19 protein-coding genes are annotated in these 19,632 nt (G+C 54.6%); all 19 read right to left on the bottom strand.

Going from position 1 to position 19,632, the window contains the following annotated elements; translation table 11 throughout:
• A partial coding sequence (locus F8561_RS22290) for a type VI secretion system Vgr family protein (RefSeq protein ID WP_151887523.1) occupies nt 1-1,334 on the bottom strand: 1,334 nt, incomplete at its 3' end.
• An 82-nt stretch (nt 1,335-1,416) separates the two neighbouring features.
• On the bottom strand, nt 1,417-1,863 hold the full coding sequence (locus F8561_RS22285) for a hypothetical protein (protein WP_032679707.1): 447 nt from the start codon (nt 1,861-1,863) through the stop codon (nt 1,417-1,419).
• A gap of 14 nt (nt 1,864-1,877) precedes the next feature.
• Nucleotides 1,878-2,600: an ankyrin repeat domain-containing protein gene (locus F8561_RS22280; RefSeq protein WP_198921950.1), complete on the bottom strand. Its 723-nt coding sequence runs from the start codon at nt 2,598-2,600 to the stop codon at nt 1,878-1,880.
• A gap of 35 nt (nt 2,601-2,635) precedes the next feature.
• Complete coding sequence (locus tag F8561_RS22275) at nt 2,636-4,054, bottom strand: phospholipase (RefSeq protein ID WP_151887954.1); 1,419 nt, start codon at nt 4,052-4,054, stop codon at nt 2,636-2,638.
• A 36-nt stretch (nt 4,055-4,090) separates the two neighbouring features.
• On the bottom strand, nt 4,091-5,527 hold the full coding sequence (locus F8561_RS22270) for a serine/threonine protein kinase (RefSeq protein ID WP_032680807.1): 1,437 nt from the start codon (nt 5,525-5,527) through the stop codon (nt 4,091-4,093).
• 24 nt (nt 5,528-5,551) lie between these two features.
• On the bottom strand, nt 5,552-8,167 hold the full coding sequence (tssH, locus tag F8561_RS22265; protein WP_032678394.1) for a type VI secretion system ATPase TssH: 2,616 nt from the start codon (nt 8,165-8,167) through the stop codon (nt 5,552-5,554).
• 34 nt (nt 8,168-8,201) lie between these two features.
• Entirely contained in the window at nt 8,202-9,245 is a 1,044-nt protein-coding gene (tssG, locus tag F8561_RS22260; protein ID WP_151887953.1) for a type VI secretion system baseplate subunit TssG, read from the bottom strand.
• Nucleotides 9,242-11,113 (bottom strand): type VI secretion system baseplate subunit TssF, encoded by a 1,872-nt coding sequence (gene tssF / locus F8561_RS22255; RefSeq protein WP_151887952.1) that lies wholly within the window; start codon nt 11,111-11,113, stop codon nt 9,242-9,244. Before tssF ends, tssG begins: the two co-directional genes overlap by 4 nt.
• Nucleotides 11,114-11,115: 2 nt before the next feature.
• Nucleotides 11,116-11,679: a type VI secretion system baseplate subunit TssE gene (gene tssE, locus F8561_RS22250; protein WP_010432861.1), complete on the bottom strand. Its 564-nt coding sequence runs from the start codon at nt 11,677-11,679 to the stop codon at nt 11,116-11,118.
• A complete protein-coding gene (locus tag F8561_RS22245) occupies nt 11,672-12,484 on the bottom strand; it encodes a type VI secretion system accessory protein TagJ (RefSeq protein ID WP_041162721.1) in 813 nt (270 codons plus the stop codon). Before F8561_RS22245 ends, tssE begins: the two co-directional genes overlap by 8 nt.
• Before the next feature lie 9 nt (nt 12,485-12,493).
• The gene (locus tag F8561_RS22240) at nt 12,494-13,480 is read right to left on the bottom strand and encodes a hypothetical protein (protein WP_113655980.1); all 987 of its coding nucleotides are present in this window, start codon (nt 13,478-13,480) and stop codon (nt 12,494-12,496) included.
• Between the two features lie 16 nt (nt 13,481-13,496).
• Nucleotides 13,497-14,294 carry a PP2C family protein-serine/threonine phosphatase gene (locus F8561_RS22235; RefSeq protein WP_014170545.1) on the bottom strand — a complete coding sequence of 266 codons (798 nt, stop codon included), beginning with the start codon at nt 14,292-14,294 and terminating at the stop codon, nt 13,497-13,499.
• Nucleotides 14,291-16,075 (bottom strand): type VI secretion system-associated FHA domain protein TagH, encoded by a 1,785-nt coding sequence (gene tagH, locus F8561_RS22230; protein ID WP_148576299.1) that lies wholly within the window; start codon nt 16,073-16,075, stop codon nt 14,291-14,293. The genes F8561_RS22235 and tagH overlap by 4 nt, the downstream gene beginning before the upstream one ends.
• A gap of 132 nt (nt 16,076-16,207) precedes the next feature.
• Nucleotides 16,208-16,600, bottom strand: a complete 393-nt coding sequence (locus tag F8561_RS22225; RefSeq protein ID WP_151887951.1) for a hypothetical protein — start codon at nt 16,598-16,600, stop codon at nt 16,208-16,210.
• 477 nt (nt 16,601-17,077) lie between these two features.
• Nucleotides 17,078-17,431 carry a T6SS amidase immunity protein Tai4 family protein gene (locus F8561_RS22220; protein WP_049022653.1) on the bottom strand — a complete coding sequence of 118 codons (354 nt, stop codon included), beginning with the start codon at nt 17,429-17,431 and terminating at the stop codon, nt 17,078-17,080.
• An 8-nt stretch (nt 17,432-17,439) separates the two neighbouring features.
• Nucleotides 17,440-17,919 carry a type VI secretion system amidase effector protein Tae4 gene (locus F8561_RS22215; protein ID WP_151887950.1) on the bottom strand — a complete coding sequence of 160 codons (480 nt, stop codon included), beginning with the start codon at nt 17,917-17,919 and terminating at the stop codon, nt 17,440-17,442.
• 59 nt (nt 17,920-17,978) lie between these two features.
• Complete coding sequence (locus F8561_RS22210; RefSeq protein ID WP_014884229.1) at nt 17,979-18,461, bottom strand: Hcp family type VI secretion system effector; 483 nt, start codon at nt 18,459-18,461, stop codon at nt 17,979-17,981.
• 180 nt (nt 18,462-18,641) lie between these two features.
• Nucleotides 18,642-19,067: a T6SS amidase immunity protein Tai4 family protein gene (locus F8561_RS22205; protein ID WP_032678401.1), complete on the bottom strand. Its 426-nt coding sequence runs from the start codon at nt 19,065-19,067 to the stop codon at nt 18,642-18,644.
• Nucleotides 19,064-19,570: a type VI secretion system amidase effector protein Tae4 gene (locus F8561_RS22200; protein ID WP_020883459.1), complete on the bottom strand. Its 507-nt coding sequence runs from the start codon at nt 19,568-19,570 to the stop codon at nt 19,064-19,066. Before F8561_RS22200 ends, F8561_RS22205 begins: the two co-directional genes overlap by 4 nt.
• Nucleotides 19,571-19,632: the final 62 nt, after the last annotated feature.

The raw sequence follows: 19,632 nt of genomic DNA, 5'->3' as shown, positions 1-19,632 counted from the left end.
CCGGTGATAATCGGACGGTCCGGGTCACCGTTGATAAAGTCCACCACCACCTCATCGCCGACCCGCGGAATTTGCACCCCGCCGTACCCCTGACCCGCCCAGGCGCTCGACACGCGCACCCAGCAGGAGCTGGTGTCATCCCCCTTCGCCAGACGGTCCCAGTGGAATTTCACCTTCACGCGGCCATATTTGTCCGTCCAGATACTCTCCCCATTTGGCCCCACAACCTTTGCCGTCTGCGGGCCGTAGGTGCGCGGCCACGCCGTGCTCTGCGCCGGACGGTATGACACCGACGCCGGGATGACGCTGAAATCAGTGCGGTGGATGGTTTCCCCCTCGCCGCTCGCGTAGCGGTTCTCCTCGAAATGGTAACCCGCCGCCGTGACCAGATAGTCACCGTTATCACTGAAGAACGGGGCGCTGGTCAGGGTGAAGGTGTGTCCCGGTGCAATACCCGCGGCCGTGGCCGTCGCCTGAATCTGCTGGTGCTCCACCTGCCAGCGCTCCTGACGGATACGGGCGTAGAACTCCGCATGCCCGGTCTCAACAAACCGTCCCGGCCAGTCGTACACGTCGATACTGCCCGGTTTCGGTGACGCCGGGTTCTGCTGCGCCTGGAACAGCCACGCGTTCGGCTTGCGGAAGTCGTAGTCATCGAGGCTGTAAATCCCCGGGGTGACGCTGTCCTCCAGCGCCCACTGGCTGATACCCTCTTCATCCGTACTGCCGCCTGACGGCGTCTGGTGGTAAGGAATGACTTCGTAGCCGCTGAATGGCTGATGCTGCGTCGCGGCGTCGGTGAGCACCAGGGTGTGCTTGTCCGCCTCGTGGCTGAAGTGGTATGCAATCCCCTCCAGCTCCATCAGACGGCTGATGAAGTCCAGGCTCGACTCCTGATACTGCACGCAGTAGTCCCACACCCGGTAGCTCCCGGTGAGCTTATCCTCCACGTTGACCTGATGTTCAGCCAGCAGGGTTTTCACAATCTGCGGCACCGTCTGGCCCTGGAAGATACGCAGGTTACGGTCGCGCTTCATCGGCCACAGGTCCGGCTCCACCGTCAGCTGGTACACCGCATAGCGGGTGCCCGTCAGCTCGACGGCACTCACCGCCACGCGGGTGATTTTTCCATTGATATAGCGGGGCGTCAGCAGGCTCTGCGTCGGGATGGTCACCGTGACCGGCTGACCCAGCAGTTTGCTGCGGTCAATGCGCGCATCCGTGCCAAGCAAGGTCAGCGTCAGGGCGAACGACTCGGACATCGCCTCGCGACCTGTGAGTTTCCAGAACAGAAGCCCCTCCACCGGGAGCTGAACGGTAATTCGGTTGAGCATAACTTTATTCCATATGGCTTATGCGATGCAAAGACTCACGGCACTAAATGTGTCATGGTAATACTATGCAGTGTCAGATTGGTTATTTAGCGCGAACTGTTTTGATTATATATATGAGAGAGCCAATCTTTAATATTTCCGATAATATAAATAAAGCAATATTAATGGAAATAACGCTCAATCCTAAACCAGCGATCGCCATAGGGAAAAGTGTCACTGAGCAACTGAAGATGATAACGCGCAGCACTTCTTGTATAAGAGCAAAACCGACCGCATATCGATGTTTTGTGAAAAAAAACCAGGCAGAAAAAAGCAAGGAAACTGGCATGAGGAGATAAACAAGGTAAAAAGCACCTGTCACTATTCCGTTTACGCCACCTGCTATCAGCATAAAGATAATTACACCCGGATTTCCTCCGGTGGAAACCCACCATGACTCAAGTAAATGGTATGGACCAATCGAATAAAACACAATCCCGATGACATCCATAACACCCCAGAAATAGAAAATTTTATTTTTCGCGGTCATGTTCGCCCTAACCTTTACTTGACTGGTGCTGGCGGCCATTTACCACCATGTTGAATAAGCGTCTCTTTGATTTCAGTTAGTTTTTTATATTCTTCACTGCCTTCTTCTGTTCTGTTCAGATAACGTTGAAGTTGATTGCCCATCGTCCAGCCATTGATAGTCCTAATTTCAGGGTCAGTACCGCGTTTCAGCAAAAGGAGCACGTGATCGTAAGCGTGGTAATCCAGCGCGGCTACTAACAATGTACTACCCAGTGAGTCGGTAATATTAATATCCGCTCCGCCGTCAAGCATCGCCTTGAGTGTCTCGGTATTTTTCGCTTCGATACTTTCGAATATTATAGGCTCACCAAACGTTTTGTCTTTTGCATCTGGAGATAATCCGCCGTCCAGCATCGCCTTTATCCACACGTCGCTGTCCGCTTTTAATACTAATTCTGCAGGCGAACTTTTTCCCTGCGGCCTCGGCTGCAGCGGATCTGCGCCAGCCTTAATCAGAGTAGTGATAATTTTTAAATGTTCAGGCGTTTTTTTATCGTTAAGTGAATTCATCACCGCCCAAAACAACAGGGTCATGTCCTCTTTACCAGGTTTGTTTAAATCAGTTTTCGAAGCTAACTTTTTCACCTCATCGCCGTCACCATTCTCAATTGCGCGCGCTAATGTGAGCTGGTCACCATTAAAGTAATTATCTGGTTGTAAATCCATATTTTGCTTGCACCCCTGAACCATAAACATTAAACAAAGCGCTACCCAGCCAAAAATTAGTGATTTCACGCGCGGCTCCTGATAATAGAGATATCCTCATCCTTCTGTTGTTCAATACAGTTTATCGCTTGATCTATTCCATGTCGGTCAAATGCACTCCCCATTCCACCAGGAAGGTCGTGAGCTATTCCGGCAGCATTGGGCATAATGGCAGAAATCTCTTCTTTCGCTATAAGTGCTGGCACGTGCCCTTTTACCATTTTAAAATCTTCCCAAACATTTACTTCCTGAGTCCTGGTCAGCAGTTCACCCTCGACGCGGTAAGCCTGAATGTTATCCGTGCTGCCCAATATGCTTCCGCCATATTTCTCGACGGTACCGGAATTTAGGCCAGAAGCATTAAACGTCCATCCCGCCATACCACTTGCCATAGAGGTGGCTGATGCTAAACCTCCCCCAAGAGAGTGCCCCGCAATGTCTATTTTTTGACCTGATTTGGCGAGCTGCTCGCCCATACTTACGGCTCTTCGGTAATAATCCGACTCCAACCCAAGCCCCTGCGCACCGTTATTTTTCCAGTCAGTCATGTTCTTCATGGGGAAAAACTCTGGTTGCCTCGACCCTCTGAACACCAGCGTAGGGTTCATATCGCCACCAAAAACGTCAGGGTCAGGCTGATAGACGCGTGCCAGAAAATCAGGATCCTCACTCTTGTCATAAAGTGTTTTACTTTTAAGACCTAACTTCTTTAGCACCGATGCATCGTTGCTTATATCCTTCCAGCCCTCTGGCACCCCCGGCGTTGTCTCCAGCGGATTCACTGTCTTATAAACATTCTCAGCAAGCTTCGCTTTCTCCACCGCAATATTATTCGCCGCCAGTCGTTTAGCGGCGATCTGCGCATCCGGGTAAAGGCTGTTGCTGCCCTTCGCGATCAGATCCTTACGCGCCTGCCAGCGTTCCGCCTTGGTCATCTGCTGTAGCTGCGAAGCATAGGTTTTACCGTCTTTACCCGGCGTGGCCTCATCCGGCACCTGTGCCGCTTTGGATTTCACCACCTGCTTCGGCAGTACCGTCGGCGCAGGACGGGCACCGTAGGCTCGCACCATGGTTTCGTAGCGATCGACAATTGTGCTTACCGGATACCAGCCCAGACCGGTAAGCGAGGCCGCCTGCAGTCGGCCATCGGCATTGATATAAAATATCTCCGTTACCGATGACCAGTTACGGAAACTCTCGTCGATGGCAACGATCCTGCCGATATCGAGATCCTGCACGATCAACTTACGGGTATCGCGTCCTGACTGATAGGGATTCGCCCCGGTGATGGAATGCAGCAAATCGTAACGCGTAAACAGCGAGCGCAGCGAATTGTCGGGAACTGACATTATCCACTGCCCGGCTACGGACGGGCGGATAATTTTCGCGAAAAGCGCTGGCGAGACATTCTCGCTGAAAAGATAGACAAACTTGAGGTTATACATTCGCTCCGTCCTGTTACCAGTCCCTGCTTACTTTACTTACGGATTCACCAGCCAGGTGCCAGGCTTCGCAATATCCAGCGTCTGGGTACGCGTTTTCCCGTTGCCCTGCAGTTCAATTCTGGCCTCGCCCGCAGGTAGCTTGAGCGATGCATAACCGTTATTCGCCGGACGCAGTGTTTTTGGCTCACCGTTCACTTTCAGGGTCTCACCGTCAAGAATACGGATATAGACCAGTGCCACCGGGCTGGTATCCACCGGCGGGGTGGCCGGTTGCGCTGTCGCAGTCGGTGCAGTCTGTTCACTGGCTTTCGCCGTTTCCGGTTTCACTTCCGGCGCGTTCGATGCGGTTTCAACGGGGCGCGTCTCAGCGGGGGCCTGCGCCGCCTGCTCTGGCGCATCATGGTCGCCACCGCTAAACAGCATCGCTCCGGCGACGACGCCAACCAGCACGCCCGCAGCAACCATTGCCGGGATTTTATACCGGTGCCAGTCCAGTGCAGAAGCCGGTGCTTCTTCCTCTACCGGTACCAGCATCGTGCCCGGTTTTTTCGCGCTCAGTACATCGTCGATACCCGCTACCGGCATCTCAATCAGCGCCGCGAATTCATCGATGGATTGCGGTCGGTCTTCCATGTGCAACGCCAGCGCCCGGTCGATGGCCTGCAGCAGCGAGAGGGAATAGCCCTGTGGCTGCAGTTCCACCAGCGGTTTGCAGGTGTCCTGGATTGAGCGCACCACGCTGACCGGCGGCGGTGAGCCGACAATCAGGGTACGCAGTACGGCGCCGAGGGCATAAATATCCGTCCACGGGCCCTGCTCGCTTTCGTTGTCGTCAGTGTACTGCTCGATCGGCGCAAAGCCCGGGCGCAGCATGGTTTCCGTCTCATCAGAGAGATTACCAATGGTGCGGCGCGCAGAGCCGAAATCGAGCAGAACCGGCAGGCCGTTGTCCTGAATCTGGATGTTATCCAGAGAGATGTCGCGGTGCAGATAGCCTTCGTCATGGATTGTCTTAATGGCACCGAACAGCATGGGCAGCATACGACGGATCCAGGCTTCGTTAATCAGCTCCGGTTTTTGTTCGCGCAGGCGGGAAAGCGTGGTACCGCTATAGAACAGCGTTCCCATATAGGCCGTATCGTTTTGCACCCAGAAACGCAGCACGTGAAGCAGGTTCGGGTGGTTGAAGCGCGCCAGCAGGCGGGCTTCCTGAATGAAGCTGTTCAGGCCGGCGGAAAACGCTTTGCCAAAACGTTCACTGCGCAGTACCAGCGTCATATCGTCGCCGCGCACGGCGAGCGAGGCAGGCATGAATTCTTTGATAGCGATAGTGCGTTCGAGCTGATGATCCCACGCGCGATAGACGATGCCGAACCCGCCGCCGCCGATCACCTCTTTAATTTCAAACTCGTTGAAGCGATACCCGACCGGGAGCGCGTTTGGGACAGTCCGATTGTTATCATTATCCGTCATCTTTTACAGTTCTCTTGATGATTATTACGCGGCAAACTGACAGTGAAACTCGCCCTGCTCACAGGTGACGTGCAGACGTCGGTACTGCTCATCGCTGCGGCTGGCGGTAAGTAATATCTGGCTCATCTGAGGCAGCAAGGTGTTTGTCAGAATAGCGTCCACCATGCGGCCGCCAGACTCCACCTCGGTACAGCGCTGAACAATTTGTTCCACCACGCTGTCATCAAACTCGGAAATAATATTGTGATTCTCTTGCAGACGACGCTGAATGCGTTTGAGCTGCAGGCGGACAATCTGCCCCAGCATCTCGTCGCTCAGTGGATAATACGGCACCACCAGCAGACGGCCCAGCAGCGCTGGCGGGAAGACCTCCAGCAGCGGCTGACGCAACGCGCCGCTTAACGCCTCAGGCTCAGGCATCAGTTCCGGATCGGCACACATGGCGCTGATCAGATCGGTGCCGACGTTGGACGTCAGAATAATGATGGTGTTACGGAAATCAATATGGCGGCCCTCGCCATCTTCCATCCAGCCTTTATCGAAGACCTGGAAGAAGATTTCATGTACATCCGGGTGCGCTTTTTCAATTTCGTCCAGCAAGACCACGCTGTACGGGCGACGGCGAACGGCCTCGGTTAACACCCCGCCTTCACCATAACCCACGTATCCCGGAGGCGCACCTTTTAAGGTGGAAACGGTGTGGGCTTCCTGGAATTCACTCATGTTGATGGTGATAACGTTCTGCTCACCACCATAAAGCGACTCCGCCAGCGCCAGTGCAGTTTCCGTTTTCCCCACGCCGGACGGGCCACAGAGCATAAATACGCCAACAGGTTTGTTCGGATCATCGAGTTTTGCCCGCGAGGTTTTCACGCGACGGGCAATCAGATCCAGGCCGTGACGCTGGCCGATGACGCGCTGGTTGAGGGTATCAGCCAGGTTGAGCACCGCATCAATCTCGTTTTTCACCATCCGGCCCAGCGGGATACCGGTCCAGTCAGAGACCACCGCCGCCACCACATTTTCATCCACCGCCGCAAACAGCAGCGGCTCGTCGCCCTGTAAAGCGTTGAGCGCCTGCTGCTGCGCGTTAAGCGCGCTGCGCAGTTCGCCGGTCTCGTCATCACCCGCGGCAAAAAGCGCGGCACGCAGGCGGATGATTTCAGTCACAAGAGCACGTTCCTCTTCCCAGCGCTGGGTCAGGGCTTCGCGCTTTGTTTCGTATGTATCGCGCTCGGCGGTCAAGGCTGCGACGCGCTCCGGATCGCCGGCACCCACGCGCGCTTCGCGTCCGGCAATCTCGATCTCCACATCCAGGGCCGCGAGATGGCGCAGGCAATCTTCCAGCTGTGCCGGTGGCGCGCTCTGGCTGACCGCCACGCGGGCACAGGCAGTATCAAGCAGCGCAACGGCTTTATCCGGCAACTGGCGTGCCGGAATATAACGATGTGAAAGCTTGACCGCCGCGCTGACCGCTTCGTCGAGAAGCAGTACCTGGTGATGCGTCTCCAGCGGTGACACCGTGCTGCGCAGCATCAGAATGGCTTTGGCTTCGTCCGGCTCGTGAACCTGTACCGTCTGGAAACGACGGGTCAGCGCCGGGTCTTTCTCGATGTATTTTTTGTATTCCGCCCACGTGGTGGCCCCGATGGTGCGCAGTTGCCCGCGCGCCAGAGCCGGCTTTAACAGGTTAGCGGCATCACCGGTACCCTGCTGGCCGCCTGCGCCAATCAGGGTGTGGATCTCATCGATAAACAGAATGACTGGCGTAGAGCTGGACTGCACTTCATTAATCAGGGCCTGTAGACGCGCTTCGAACTCGCCTTTCATGCCTGCGCCGGCCTGCAGCATGCCGATATCCAGCAGCCAAAGCTGAATATTCTGCAGCGGTGCCGGCACGTCGCCTTCGGCGATACGCAGCGCCAGCCCTTCCACCACCGCCGTTTTGCCAACGCCAGCTTCCCCGGTCAGCAGCGGGTTATTCTGGCGACGGCGCATCAGAATATCGACCATCTGGCGGATCTCTTCATCGCGCCCGACAACCGGGTCAATCTTCCCTTCGCGGGCGCGCGCGGTCAGGTCCTGACCATACTGGGCCAGCGTCCCCTGTGCGGCAGGCACCGTACCGGCTGGCGTATCCGCGGCAGCGGCCGCCTGCTGCGTCTCTTTGCTCTGAGCGCAAATCGCATCAAACTGCTCGATCAGCACGTCGACGTTAAGGCGGGTGAACTGCGCCGAGATGCTTTTCAGCACGTTAGCCAGATTCCAGGTTTTCAGGATGCCAATCAGTAAATGTCCGCCGCGAATACGGCTGACGCCATACTTCAGCGAGCCAAACACCCACGCGCGCTCCACGGCGCTGTCGATATGTTCTGACAGATCGGAAACAGAACTCGCGCCACGTGGCAGCGCATCCAGTGCGGCCACGATATCGCGCGTCAGCTGCTGTTCATCGAGAGCAAAATGACGTATCACCTGTTGCAGATCGCCATCCTGCTGCTGCATCAGCTGATGCAGCCAGTGCACCAGCTCAACATAGGGGTTGCCGCGCAGCTTGCAGAACGCGGTGGCGCTTTCCAGTGAGGTAAATAACAGCGTATCCAGTTTGCCGAAAAGCACGGCACGGCTGATTTCTGACATGTTCGGTTCCGTTGATAACAATGCGTTAGAAAAATTATCGCTCTGCGCGATACACCAGATCGCCACGTGGGACAGGCTGAGGCTGAAGGCCCAGCCAGGTGTTGTAACCTAACCGCCCGGCGCTACCAAGCGAGGCACCCTGCACCGCGTCGGCGCGCAGAATAACCCGAGTTTCCCATTCAAATTCCACCCCTGCGTACTGGCGTACCCAGTCGCGCAGTTCAGTGACCCACGCTTCGCCTGGCAGGAAGCGGTTGTACTCTTCCGCGCTCAGTGGGCCGATTTCGATACGAAACTTGTGCTGCACGTCGCGCACCGCAACGCCGAGAAAAGCGGATTCTCCCATCCGCGGCAGTCGACGCCCTTCACCCAACTGCGCCTGCTCCCGCGGCGAAAGCGGCATCCACTGCGCCACGTTCGTGACCAGTTTTACCGGGGCGTGAAAATAGTTGCGCAGGATCTTCTCCAGCCCTTCCGGATCCCGGGCGTGACGTGTCAGGTGTCCGGCGTGAGTAAAACGGGCATGTGCGCTCAGGCTGCCTTTGGTCATCTGCCCCGGCTGGCCCATGCCGATCAAGGATGCCAGGTACCCCTCAAAGCGTTTGTTGTCCGCGCGGTCAAGAGAGACGGCGGGCTGCGCATCAGCCCAGGCACGGTAAAACAACAGCGTCAGGCGATGATGGAACAGATCGGCAAACGCGCTCAGGCTGGTGTCCTGATGATGATGTATACGCTCGCGGGCGTACTCTGTCATATGGACGGGCAGCGGGCCATTTGGACCAAACAGACCGAAGCTGAGGATAGACACCTCGTGCAGCCCGTTCTCTTCACGCTGGCGCACCTGCGCGAGGGTCGACGGCGCAAAGCTCATCGATGGCTGCTGACCGATACGTAACGGCTCAAATTTCGGCAGCGGCGCGCGCCCCAGCGGATAACGTTCACCGCCCTGGGCATCAATGCGTCTTAATAGCTGGAACAGATCGTAGCGCCACGGCGTCTCGCGAACGCCGCGCCAGAAAGCGTCCGGCAACGGCGTCAGGCGATGGACACGCAGCGACGCGGAGGCGACTTCGCTCATAGTAGTGCCCTTTTCCCCATACGCGGTGCCCAGTAGCCAATCTCACCGCGCTGCTGACTCTTCAGCGTGAATTCAGTAAAGCTGTTGATGGACACCAGGCGGGCAAACAGGCGTTCCAGCACGCTGCCGAAAAGCCAGGGGCTGGCGCCGGAAAACGCACGCTCATCCACCGTCAGAGTAATGCCGATCCCACGCGCAAAGACCACCGGACCCGGCTCCGGGACGCGACGGTGAACCGGCTCCAGCACGCAGTGGCGAACGCCCTCAACCTGACGCGCAACCGGCGTCTCCGCCAGGTTAGCATACAGCCCTAACAGCTGACGCAGGGCGGCGGCACCCTCTTCGTTTTCGCTGTCCATCAGGCTGAGATAGTTCATCTGCAGTTGGCTGATCAATCGCCAGGTGCTAAACCCTTCGGCCAGAGCCGGGCGTGGCGGCGTTGGGCCTTTTCGCAGGGTCAGGGATTTCACCGGCATGGAATCGGCCATGATGAACTGTCCGAGTTCCTGCTGAAGCATCAGCGGCAGGTCGCGGCTGGTGCACAATACTTCCGCGGAGATATAGCGCAGATTTTCCTGCCAGGGTGCATGCTGTTCATCCACCAGCGAAACAAAGACTTCGGAGCCGATATAACCGGTGCGGGTGCCGTAGCGCAGGGCATGTTCAGAGAGCACTCGCTGCTCGCGGCGCAGGGAAAAATAGGCGCCATAGTTGCCCGCATCACCGCTCCAGGTGCTCCAGAAAGGACGAAACGTCTGGTCGTCACGCTGGCCGTCGGCACTGCCGAAGATTTTGTTTACCGCATAAATTTCATAATCCAGGGGACGGATGTTATCCACCACCAGATGATATTCATGCTGGCTCTCACTCAGCTTCTGCCGCGCCGCCACTTTCGGGAAAAGGTTGATCACCGGCGTGCAATGCATCGCCAGATGGCTGGCATCAACCACCCGCTCCAGCTGCTCATCGCTTTTATCCAGCAGGATGAAAATATCGAACGCTTTTTCATTTTCACAGTGCTGGATAAGCTTGCCCAGACCGCTGAGGCTGATAAAGCGGAACCGTGCCGGAAACGCAAAGTATTCCTGCAGCAGACGATAGCCGTCAAAGTTGCGCAGGTCGTCCGGAAGCAGCGCCTGGTCCGGCTCAAACCCTTCCTGTCGCAAGGCATCCGCAGAGAGCAGCTGTCGCTGCGGGTGCTTGCTGACGGTCTGGCAGACAATCCCGGCGTGGTGCTCCATGACCAGCTCAAGCAGCTTGAGCGCTTCAATATCCAGGCCGCTAAGGAAAAACTCCAGACGGTCAAAATCCAGATGCCCAAGATGCTGCGGGCCATCGCAGGCAATGCGGATCCGTAACGCGCTGTTGATCCCCCGCTGGCTCAGGCCCAGCTGCGCCAGCGGCAGATCGGCAGGCACACCGCCCAGCTCGACCTTATCGATTTTCAGCGGCAGCAGATTAACTTCATGCGCCGTGGTGTAGCTGCAGGTGACCCCGGTCTTTTTCAGCGCCAGGCTGTCCATCATGGTGCCGCGCGGCACCTTAAAACCGTTGCTCAGATCGCCACGCGTGCTGTCGGGCTGGATTTCAGCAATTGCCATTGAGGGGGTTGGCGCGAGATAGTTTGGCGCAATCATTTCCAGCAAACGCTGGGAGAAGCGCGGGAACTCCGCATCCATTTTCATTTGCACGCGGGAGGTCAGGAACGCGAACCCCTCCATCAGGCGTTCTGTATACGGATCCGCCACTTCGATGCCGCGCATGCCCAGTCGACCCGCAACTTTGGGATAGCGCTCGGCAAATTCAGCGCCCATTTCACGCAGATAGGCCAGTTCACGGTTGTAATATTCGAGCAGTTTACTTTCCATGATCACCCCGCATCTTTCAGTTCAAAATGGCCGTTTTCCAGATCGACATCGGTGCGAAACAGAAACTCCAGCGGGTACGGCACACACCACAGACGCCCTTTTATCTCAATGGACAACACGTTGTGCAGATCCAGTGACGAGGTGTCTGACACGCAGCGGACCTGCAGTCCCTGCGGCAAAATACGCGGTTCAAAGTTAATGATGGCCTCGGTAAGCTTGCGCTGAATGTCGTGCCATTCAATGTCTGACATTCTTTTCCCGGCCAGCGGCGCGACGCCAAAATTAACCACCGAGCGGTTCACATGCGGCAACGCGCTCAGGTCGCCGGATGCGTCATGGTTGATGGTGTTAAACAACCACTGCAGATCCCGCAGCACGTTGCGGCGCAGGGCGGCGTGGGTAATCAGATTACTGTTGGCGGACTCGCGTTTTTTTTCCGGATCGTTATCGGTGAGGCGATCCAGCAGCGAGGGCTGCATTTTATCGCGCGCCCCCACCTTCTCCTGCTTGCTGCGGGCTTGCCAGCCGCTGCGCAGCAGATCGCCTTCGCCAGCGGGATTACTCATGGGCTCCATCCGCAGCAAACGTCACCAGGTTCAACGACAGCAATGGGCTTTCGCTTTGCTCGCTAAGCCAGGCTTTCTGCCCCATGCCTTCATACAGCGTGCCGTCATTGTCGAGCGGCAGCCATTCGGTGGTGCGCGCGAGCTTAACCGCGTCAGACGCATCCGCTGCGAAAGGATAGCGTGCCGGGATCTGGCAAACCTGTTCGGTACCGTCCGTCAGGCGCACCAGCGCATGACGCCACACCAGGTCAGTCACGCTGGCAGGCGCCTGGAAACGGATCTCGGCGATGGCGTTAAACGGCAGCCAGAAATAACGGCCGTTGACGATGGTTTCACACACGGGCCCCAGACGAGCATCGCCGTCCATCAGCCATGCGAATGCCTGCGTCTCGTCATTCTCAAGCGTGATTTGCCCCGCCGTTGCCTGCGCCTGCTCAAGGGCTTCCAGACGCAGCGCCTGAGCACGCTCTCCCGCGTCATTAAGTGCGGCGGCAAGCGTGGTAAGCCACGGCCACTGCGTTTCAGGCATGGCAGGACGAGCCTGCCCCGCCATCACCTGCGCGCGCTGCAGCTCGCCCTGGATGGACTGCTCCAGCAGGGTAACGGTTGGTTTAGCCTGGGGCTTAAGTGCCAGCCAGCTTTTCAGCTGAGTCAGGGCACGCGTCCAGTTACCACTGAGGGTCAAAAACTGCACAAACGCGGCGCGGAGATCGGCATCGGCCGGACGGGCTTTGATCTCAGCTTCAAGACGCACCAGCGCGTCACTCAGCGATTCACCCGCCAGGTGTTGATAGAGCGTATTCATAGCCATTCCTTAGTTTGCCGCGCGCCAGGCGCCGACTGCCGGATCGCGCAGCTGAGGGCGCAGGGTGTCAATCAGGACGATATTGAGCGTTGTGCCAGGGGTAACCCAGGCGCCCCAGATTTTTTTCACCGCGGCGATACGCGCCTGCAGTTTTGCATCGTCGCTGGCGGTCTCACGTGAAATCTCCACGGCCACCGTGCCGTTGCTTTTCCAGCCGTTGAGGCTGCTGTCGTAAGGCAGGATCATCCAGCTCTGGTCGCTGTTGGAGGTGCTGAAAACCATGCGCTCTTTGTTGACGGAGGTGATCAGCGCGTTTTCCGGGTCGGCACTTTGATTCAGTCCCATGACCGGGAAGCCGTGAATGTAGGTCACCGGTATCTCTTTTTGTCCACCACTACGGGACTGGGAGATAACCGTGTGTCCACTCAGCCAGCTCCCGTTTCCGCAGCGGGTGGTGTCTGAATCCGGAATAAAGAGCGCCGGAGCAGACGAGCCCCCTTCCCAGAAGGTACGCAGATGGCAGCCGTCCTGAAGGGTAAATTCCTGCCACGGCGTGCGATCGGCAGCAACCGTGTGGGTTTCCGCGTTCTGGTCCGGCGGCAGCAACGCACCGCTGGCCGGAGTACTCACTGGCGCAGTCTGCTGCTGTTTTACCACCAGCGCCCAGTCCTGCGCTTTGCCTGCTGTCCCCTGCGCCAGCGTCGTCCCGGACGGATCGTTCAGCGTCCAGCTCAGTTTACTGACTTTGCTGCACTGGTGTTCCAGCAGCGAGCCCAGACGCGGGACAAAGTTCTCCAGAACCGAAACGTCTTTGTTGCCGTTCGCCACGATACGCAGCGCAATCTCTGACTTACACCAGCTCTGTGGGGTGTTGTCTTTGATGTTATCAATCCAGATATCCAGCTTCTGCGCAGGAGACTGCACGATGCGGAAATTCTCAGCCTGCGCGGTGGACGCCACCGCCAGAAGTGCTAAACCCGATAGCCAAAGTTTCATATCGTTCCTTGTGTGTCTAATCAGTTCCGCAGGGAAGAAATTGTGCTGCGTCAGAAAGCGTATGCAGCAAAGTGGTGTCCTGAGGGTTGCCCATCCATACCGCCAGGGCGGTATAGTTATCCTGAGCATTCCCCTCCTGTTCGCCATTCTTTTGGATGATTTGGTTCATTAAGGTCAGCCACTCTTGCGGCGTGTTAACCATGTGCAGCGACTGTTTCATCTGTTCTTCGCTGACGCCGTGCCAGAAACCGTCTGTACAGAGTAGAAATGCATCTCCGTCTTCGACCTGCACCACATCGCTGTAGCTCGCTTCCGGCCCACCGTTTTCAATACCCAGCGCCAGATAGAGCAGATTGCTGTTGAGGTTATCGGTGTCGTGCCCTGCATCTTTCATCTGCTGAACCAGGCTGTGATCGGTGGTGACATGCCACAGCCAGCCCCGGCGAAACAGATACAGGCGGCTGTCCCCGGCATGTGCCCAGTAGGCCAGCCGGTAATCTCTGTCGATAAACAGACTGACCAGCGTGGTGCCCATCCGACGATAATCCTGAACCGCCTGCTGTTCGCTGAGAATGGTGCGATTCGCCGTTTGCACATAGTCCCGAATATGCTGCGCGTTCAGGTGCTTGTCGCCATCGAAGCGGGAGATAATACTGTTGCGGGCCAGTTCAGCGGCCACCTCACCGCCCGGCAGACCAGCGATACCATCACAGACGACAAAGCAGGCTGAACGTTCCCCTATGGTTTCTCCCGTCTGATCCTGGTTGCTGGCGCGCGTCCCCTGGCGGGAGAGAGAAGCCGTTGCGATATTCATTTTTCTTCCGATCCGCTCTGTGAGTCTTTGTACTGATTTACCTCCATGTCATAAGCATGGAGGAAGGCTTCGCCAAACAGGGTGTGGAAGTCATCCTCAATCTCGCCTGCCGTTTCACCATAGCTGCGGACAAAGTAGTCCCACAGTGCGGCTTTGCGGCTGCCCGGCAACGCCAGTCGGGAGGTCATCCCGTTCTGCTTCGCCTGCTCTTCCAGCTGTTCCGGGTTGAAGGATTGCAGCATGGCGGCAATGATGGCGCGGATACCGGAGATCATACCCAGCTGATGCGCCTGCAGATCGATCAGCGCGTCACGCACGGATTTTGTCGGCGGCATAAAACCCGGCATTGGCGTACCGAACATCTGGATCAGAACGGTTTTCCCGGTCGGCAACAGTTTGAACGGGTTGTTGGCATCATCAAGTACCATGGTCATATCGGCTTTTACGCCGCGCTTGAGGATGGAGCGCGAAGAAAGCAGCGCCACGGTGCCCTGAGAGAACATGCCCAGAATTTGCCCCAGCTGACGCATATTTTCACGGTCAAACTGCGGGACGGGCTGCATTTCGCTGAGCCCCATCCCTTCCAGCAGTGCCTCAAGTAATTCGCCCTGCAGTACTTCACCCTTTTCGCCATTATGGGCTGCTGGCGACGCCGCGTTTTTGACCGGGTCAATACGCAAACGCCCTTTAGGTGCCTGGGCATTACTGCGCGCCACGGCCTGCGGGGTTGGCATGGTGAAGCCGGCATAATCCGGTCGCGCCGGCTCTTCTTCTTCCACGCGCGGCGGCACCTGCGGCTCAGGAGCAAACAGCGGAGAAGCGGCAAGGACGTCCTCTTCCTGTTCTGCTTGCGGCTCCGGCGTCAGTTCTGGCTCAACGACGGCCTCTGGCTTATCGCCGACAATTTCATCCGGATGGGTTAACGGTGCCCCGCCCATCAACCCGAGGGGGTCATCATTTCGTGCAGCAGGTGCGCTGGCACTCCCGCCAAACAGTGCCAGCGGATCGAGTTCATCCGTCTGCTCTTCTTGTGGCTGCGCAGGTTTAGTTTCATTGGGCGGCACCAGCGTAGACGGGGTGACGTCGTCAAAAATGCTCTCTTTTTTGAACAATGCTTCGTCACTGAACAGCGTATCCGGATCCACGTTCTTACGCTCAAGCTTCGGATCGCTGTCATTGAACATCGCCAGCGGATCTTCAGCGTTACGCTCAGGTGCGACAGGCTGGGAGAACGGATCGTGCGACGCTGCCGGCTGCGGCTTCGCCCGAGAACTGGAAATGCTGTCGGAGATAGAGAACTCCTGCATCAGGCTATCCCAGATTTCCGACGGCACAGCAGTCGGTTCCGCCTTCCCGCGCGGGGCGGCGCTCGCAGGCTTCGGCTGCGGGGCTGCCGCAGGGGCCGCGGCTGGACGCGCCTGCTGCTGCATGGTCGCCGCCATGCGGCTGACTGGCTGCGTATCATGAATCAGTTCGGTCACTTCGATACGGTAATCATCAATACCGAGAATGTCCCCATCCTGCAGCTCAACCTGGCGCCCGCGCTCAAGCGGAATGTCATTCAATACCACGCGGGTGACGCTGCCACGGTTAGTGACGCGGCATTCGCCCTGGGCGTCAACGTGAACAATGGCCTGCAAACGCGAGATGGTGCGGTCATTGTCCGGCAATACCAGATTGTTATCCGTACCGCGCCCAATGGTGCCGCCCGGGGCATAAAAATCACAGCTGCTCTGCGGCGGCTGATGACCGGGTTTTGTAGAAATAATCGTGAATCGCATGGCGTATTCCTGCTGGTATGATTAGCGCTCAAACGCTGCCGCTCTCGGGGCGAGAACGGCGGCGTTTGGGGGTTAAGGCAAAGAACATTTTAAGTAATTTATAAAAAAGTAAACATCTTTGGAATGGCATGACTATTGCCCAGTAGCAACCAGCACAAATAACAATAACATTAACATCACCACAAAAATTGTTAATTTGTGAAACGTTTCAATCCATGGGGATCGAAATATTGATAATATACATCTTCCGGCTTCTGGGGTGATTTGCTTTTTATCATCTGGCTTAATCGGCTTGCACGCAATTATTCTTCTCATTAAAAAAACACGATGAGCAAAGCCAGGCAAACCAAGCTGGTTATAAAAAAGATAATCATTTATATCTAAGTACTGTTTACTACTTAGAAGGTGAAATGCTTTTGTAAGTTCTTGCGAGTACTTTCGATAAAAATAAATATACAACACCAAAGAAATAAACAACCCTAAGAATACTGATGAGAGCAAGATTAAGCGCATTAATTCAGACATTTACTTACCTCCCGAACAAGTCAATTTGCTAATCCCTTCGGCAAATCTAGCTACTCATTTTGAAGCTTTTATCCGTGCCGCGCCCAATGGTGCATAAAATCACAACCGCCCTGCAGCGACGTTTGGGTGCAAAGTTAATTAATACTCAGAATCAATTAATACCTTTCAAAATTAAAACATTAAAAAAGCCACCGTGAAAATAATCTTTTCGTTATATGAAGAGAGCCAGACTATTTCAGAACCAGACGGAGTGCCATTATACTTATGGGAATCTTCTTTTGTAGCAACCCAGTTTGCGTTAATGGCTGATAGACTCACGGAACCTCACTTGAATGGTTTAGACAATCAATATATAAAAACTCATCACCAGAACAAAAAAATTATAAAGTGGAGAACATATTCGAACTCACGTCATTCTTCACGTAATATTAAAATTATTCATTTGCCCACCAGCTTCTACATGACCACCAAATGACTCTATTTTTGGGTGTTTAGCGTTCGAATTGCGTCGCTGTTGGTGATTAAGCTGCACTTCAATACCTGATAATGGCCCGGTTCGCTACCGCCTACCTTCTCTTTAAGTAAGGAAACAATAACGTTATCCGCTTTTTCAAAATTCTCTGCAGGTAGATTGCTTGCTTCGAGCCATGCGGCAGCGCTGGCCTCTGCATCATCTTTTAAACTCTTACTGTCCGCAATCTTACTGATACAACGATTTTGTACCCAGTTTTCAAAGATTTGTTGTTGAGTAAAAGCACTGACATCAGGCAATGTTTGGGCATAAACAACGGTGGCATTTAACGCTAATGCGAGCAGTAATAAGCGTTTCATTTCAGGCTCTAGAATGTTGCATTAGTAGGAATAAACGAACCATTGCCGGGTGATCCAAGGAAATGGCAATCATCCGAGCAAATATTTCCATTCCAGAGTGTTACATGTCCGGTTGCGTCACGCCACCCATGGCCGGTAAAGATAATAATGCCTTGCTTGCCTGAAAATTGTGCTGGTGTAGGAGAGGCGACTGACATATCTGCATGACCCAGAACAGTAGGAAGAAATGCAATCATATCTTTAACGCGGAACATATAGCGTTTTTTGTCATTTCCGGTCACTGTCGCGTATTTGCTATTAGACGGAATAGGTATACCACAATAATTCAAAACATAGCTCATACGAATGGGACAGGCATTTTTAAAAATACCAGCATCGATATTATGCTGAACTTTTCCACCCAATAATTTGCCAACCTGTTCCACATTAACGTTAACTTCTCTGAATCTGTTCCAGGCAGCACCAAAAGCAGGACGCATAGCAGACATTCTTCTTTCTCCATCCTAAGAAGGTCACGTAAAAGTGAGCCCTTTCGGGCCCACTATCATTACGCTTCTTTGTTTTCTTTGATGTTCCAGCCAGCGCTGCTTTCAGCACCTTTACCACCAGCAGTGGTCTGCTCCCAGTACTGCTGTTTCACTTTCGCAGCCTGGAATGCATAGGTCACACCAACGGTGTCGCCGTTGTCTGCACCGGTGTACTGAACAGAAGTTACCAGCACATCTTCCAGCGTGATGCGGGTATATTCAACTTGCTGACCACCCGCTTTGCACACGGACAGTTCAACTTTAGTCAGGTGCTTACCGCTTGCGCAGTGTTTGAGAATTGCTGTAGTGGATTTGTCGATCAGAGCGTTAACGTGCAGATCGTTAAAGTTAACTTTACCGGCACCGCCGCCGCCACCAACACTCATATTACCTGGCTGGGAAGCGCCCCAGGAGAAGGAGGTAATATCAGTCCAGCCGGTGTGGTTAGAATCTTTAGATTCGCCCGTAACACCCTCGACCTTCAGAAACATATCAATAGCCATAATATCTACTCTTCGTGGATGAACAATATTGCTTTCGAAAAAGCACTTATATGGCAAACAGGAAAGCATGGGGCTGAATAAAACCGTCCATATTTTACCTCTGCCTCATATCAAATGACCCGTGTCATTTGACAGTCTTGACATTCCCCCTGAATGAAAGGAAAGAATGTAAAGTCTTTACTACTGCGGATTATCCTGAAGCCAGGTACGGTCAGGATTGCCTATAATTAATTGAGGTACAAGTTTATTAAGTTCGTCACTATGATAAAGACGTAGACAGTTTAACGTTACGCCTTTGACATCGGGTTTTATCTCAGAATGAAAGGCATTGGTTGCGCCTTTATATTTATCAATAAGGGCATTAATTTTGTCATTGCCATTTTCAATATCGAAAGGCACCCATTCCAGTAATGCACTACTGCTACGGGCTGCATCCAGAGAAAACTGGCTTTTATCATCTGAAACTTGTGCCAGACAGCGAGAAAAAACAACGTCTTTAACAACTTGCTTATAAGGCATTTTTTTGACAAACAACACCGGATCGTCAGTTGCATAAACAGAGGCGGAACTGGTAAGCAACAGTAGACTGGCAATTATTTTTTTCATGGCAACTCCCAAAAATTGGCTTTGGTCGTCGTGTAATTCGTCTCCGGTGCATTGAAATAACAATGATCCGAACAGGTTAAACCATTCCAGAATGTGGCATGACCTGCGGCGTCACTCCAGCCTTGTACCTCAAACAGAATTACGCCCTTTTTGTTGGCTAATTGTTGAACGGGTAAGGAAGGATAACTCACGACCATGTCAGGTTTACCCCACTGACGCGTCAACCAGGCAATAACATCCTTTACCCGATAGAAGTACCATTTATTATCAGCACCGGATACCGTGAGATTTGCAATACGCGGGACGGGATGCCCGGTATAGTTCAGAACATAACTCATGCGTACGGCACAACTATTTGACCACCCACCCTGATCTTGCGGTATTTCGAAGTTGTGCTTAACCTTGCCGCCGATAATTTGCTTAACTTTGCCGATAGAATCATTTGCATCGTAAATACGTGTTGCCGCCGCCCAGGCAGCAACAAACGAAGGTCTCGCGGTCATATTTCCTCTCACATTTCCATGCTATAAAGCAGGCGCCGGGTAAGGCCTCCCGGCGGCAATCA

This window comes from Enterobacter sp. 198, assembly GCF_009025585.1.
GTDB classification, from domain to species: domain Bacteria; phylum Pseudomonadota; class Gammaproteobacteria; order Enterobacterales; family Enterobacteriaceae; genus Enterobacter; species Enterobacter ludwigii.
This window is presented reverse-complemented; position numbering and strand designations above follow the sequence as displayed.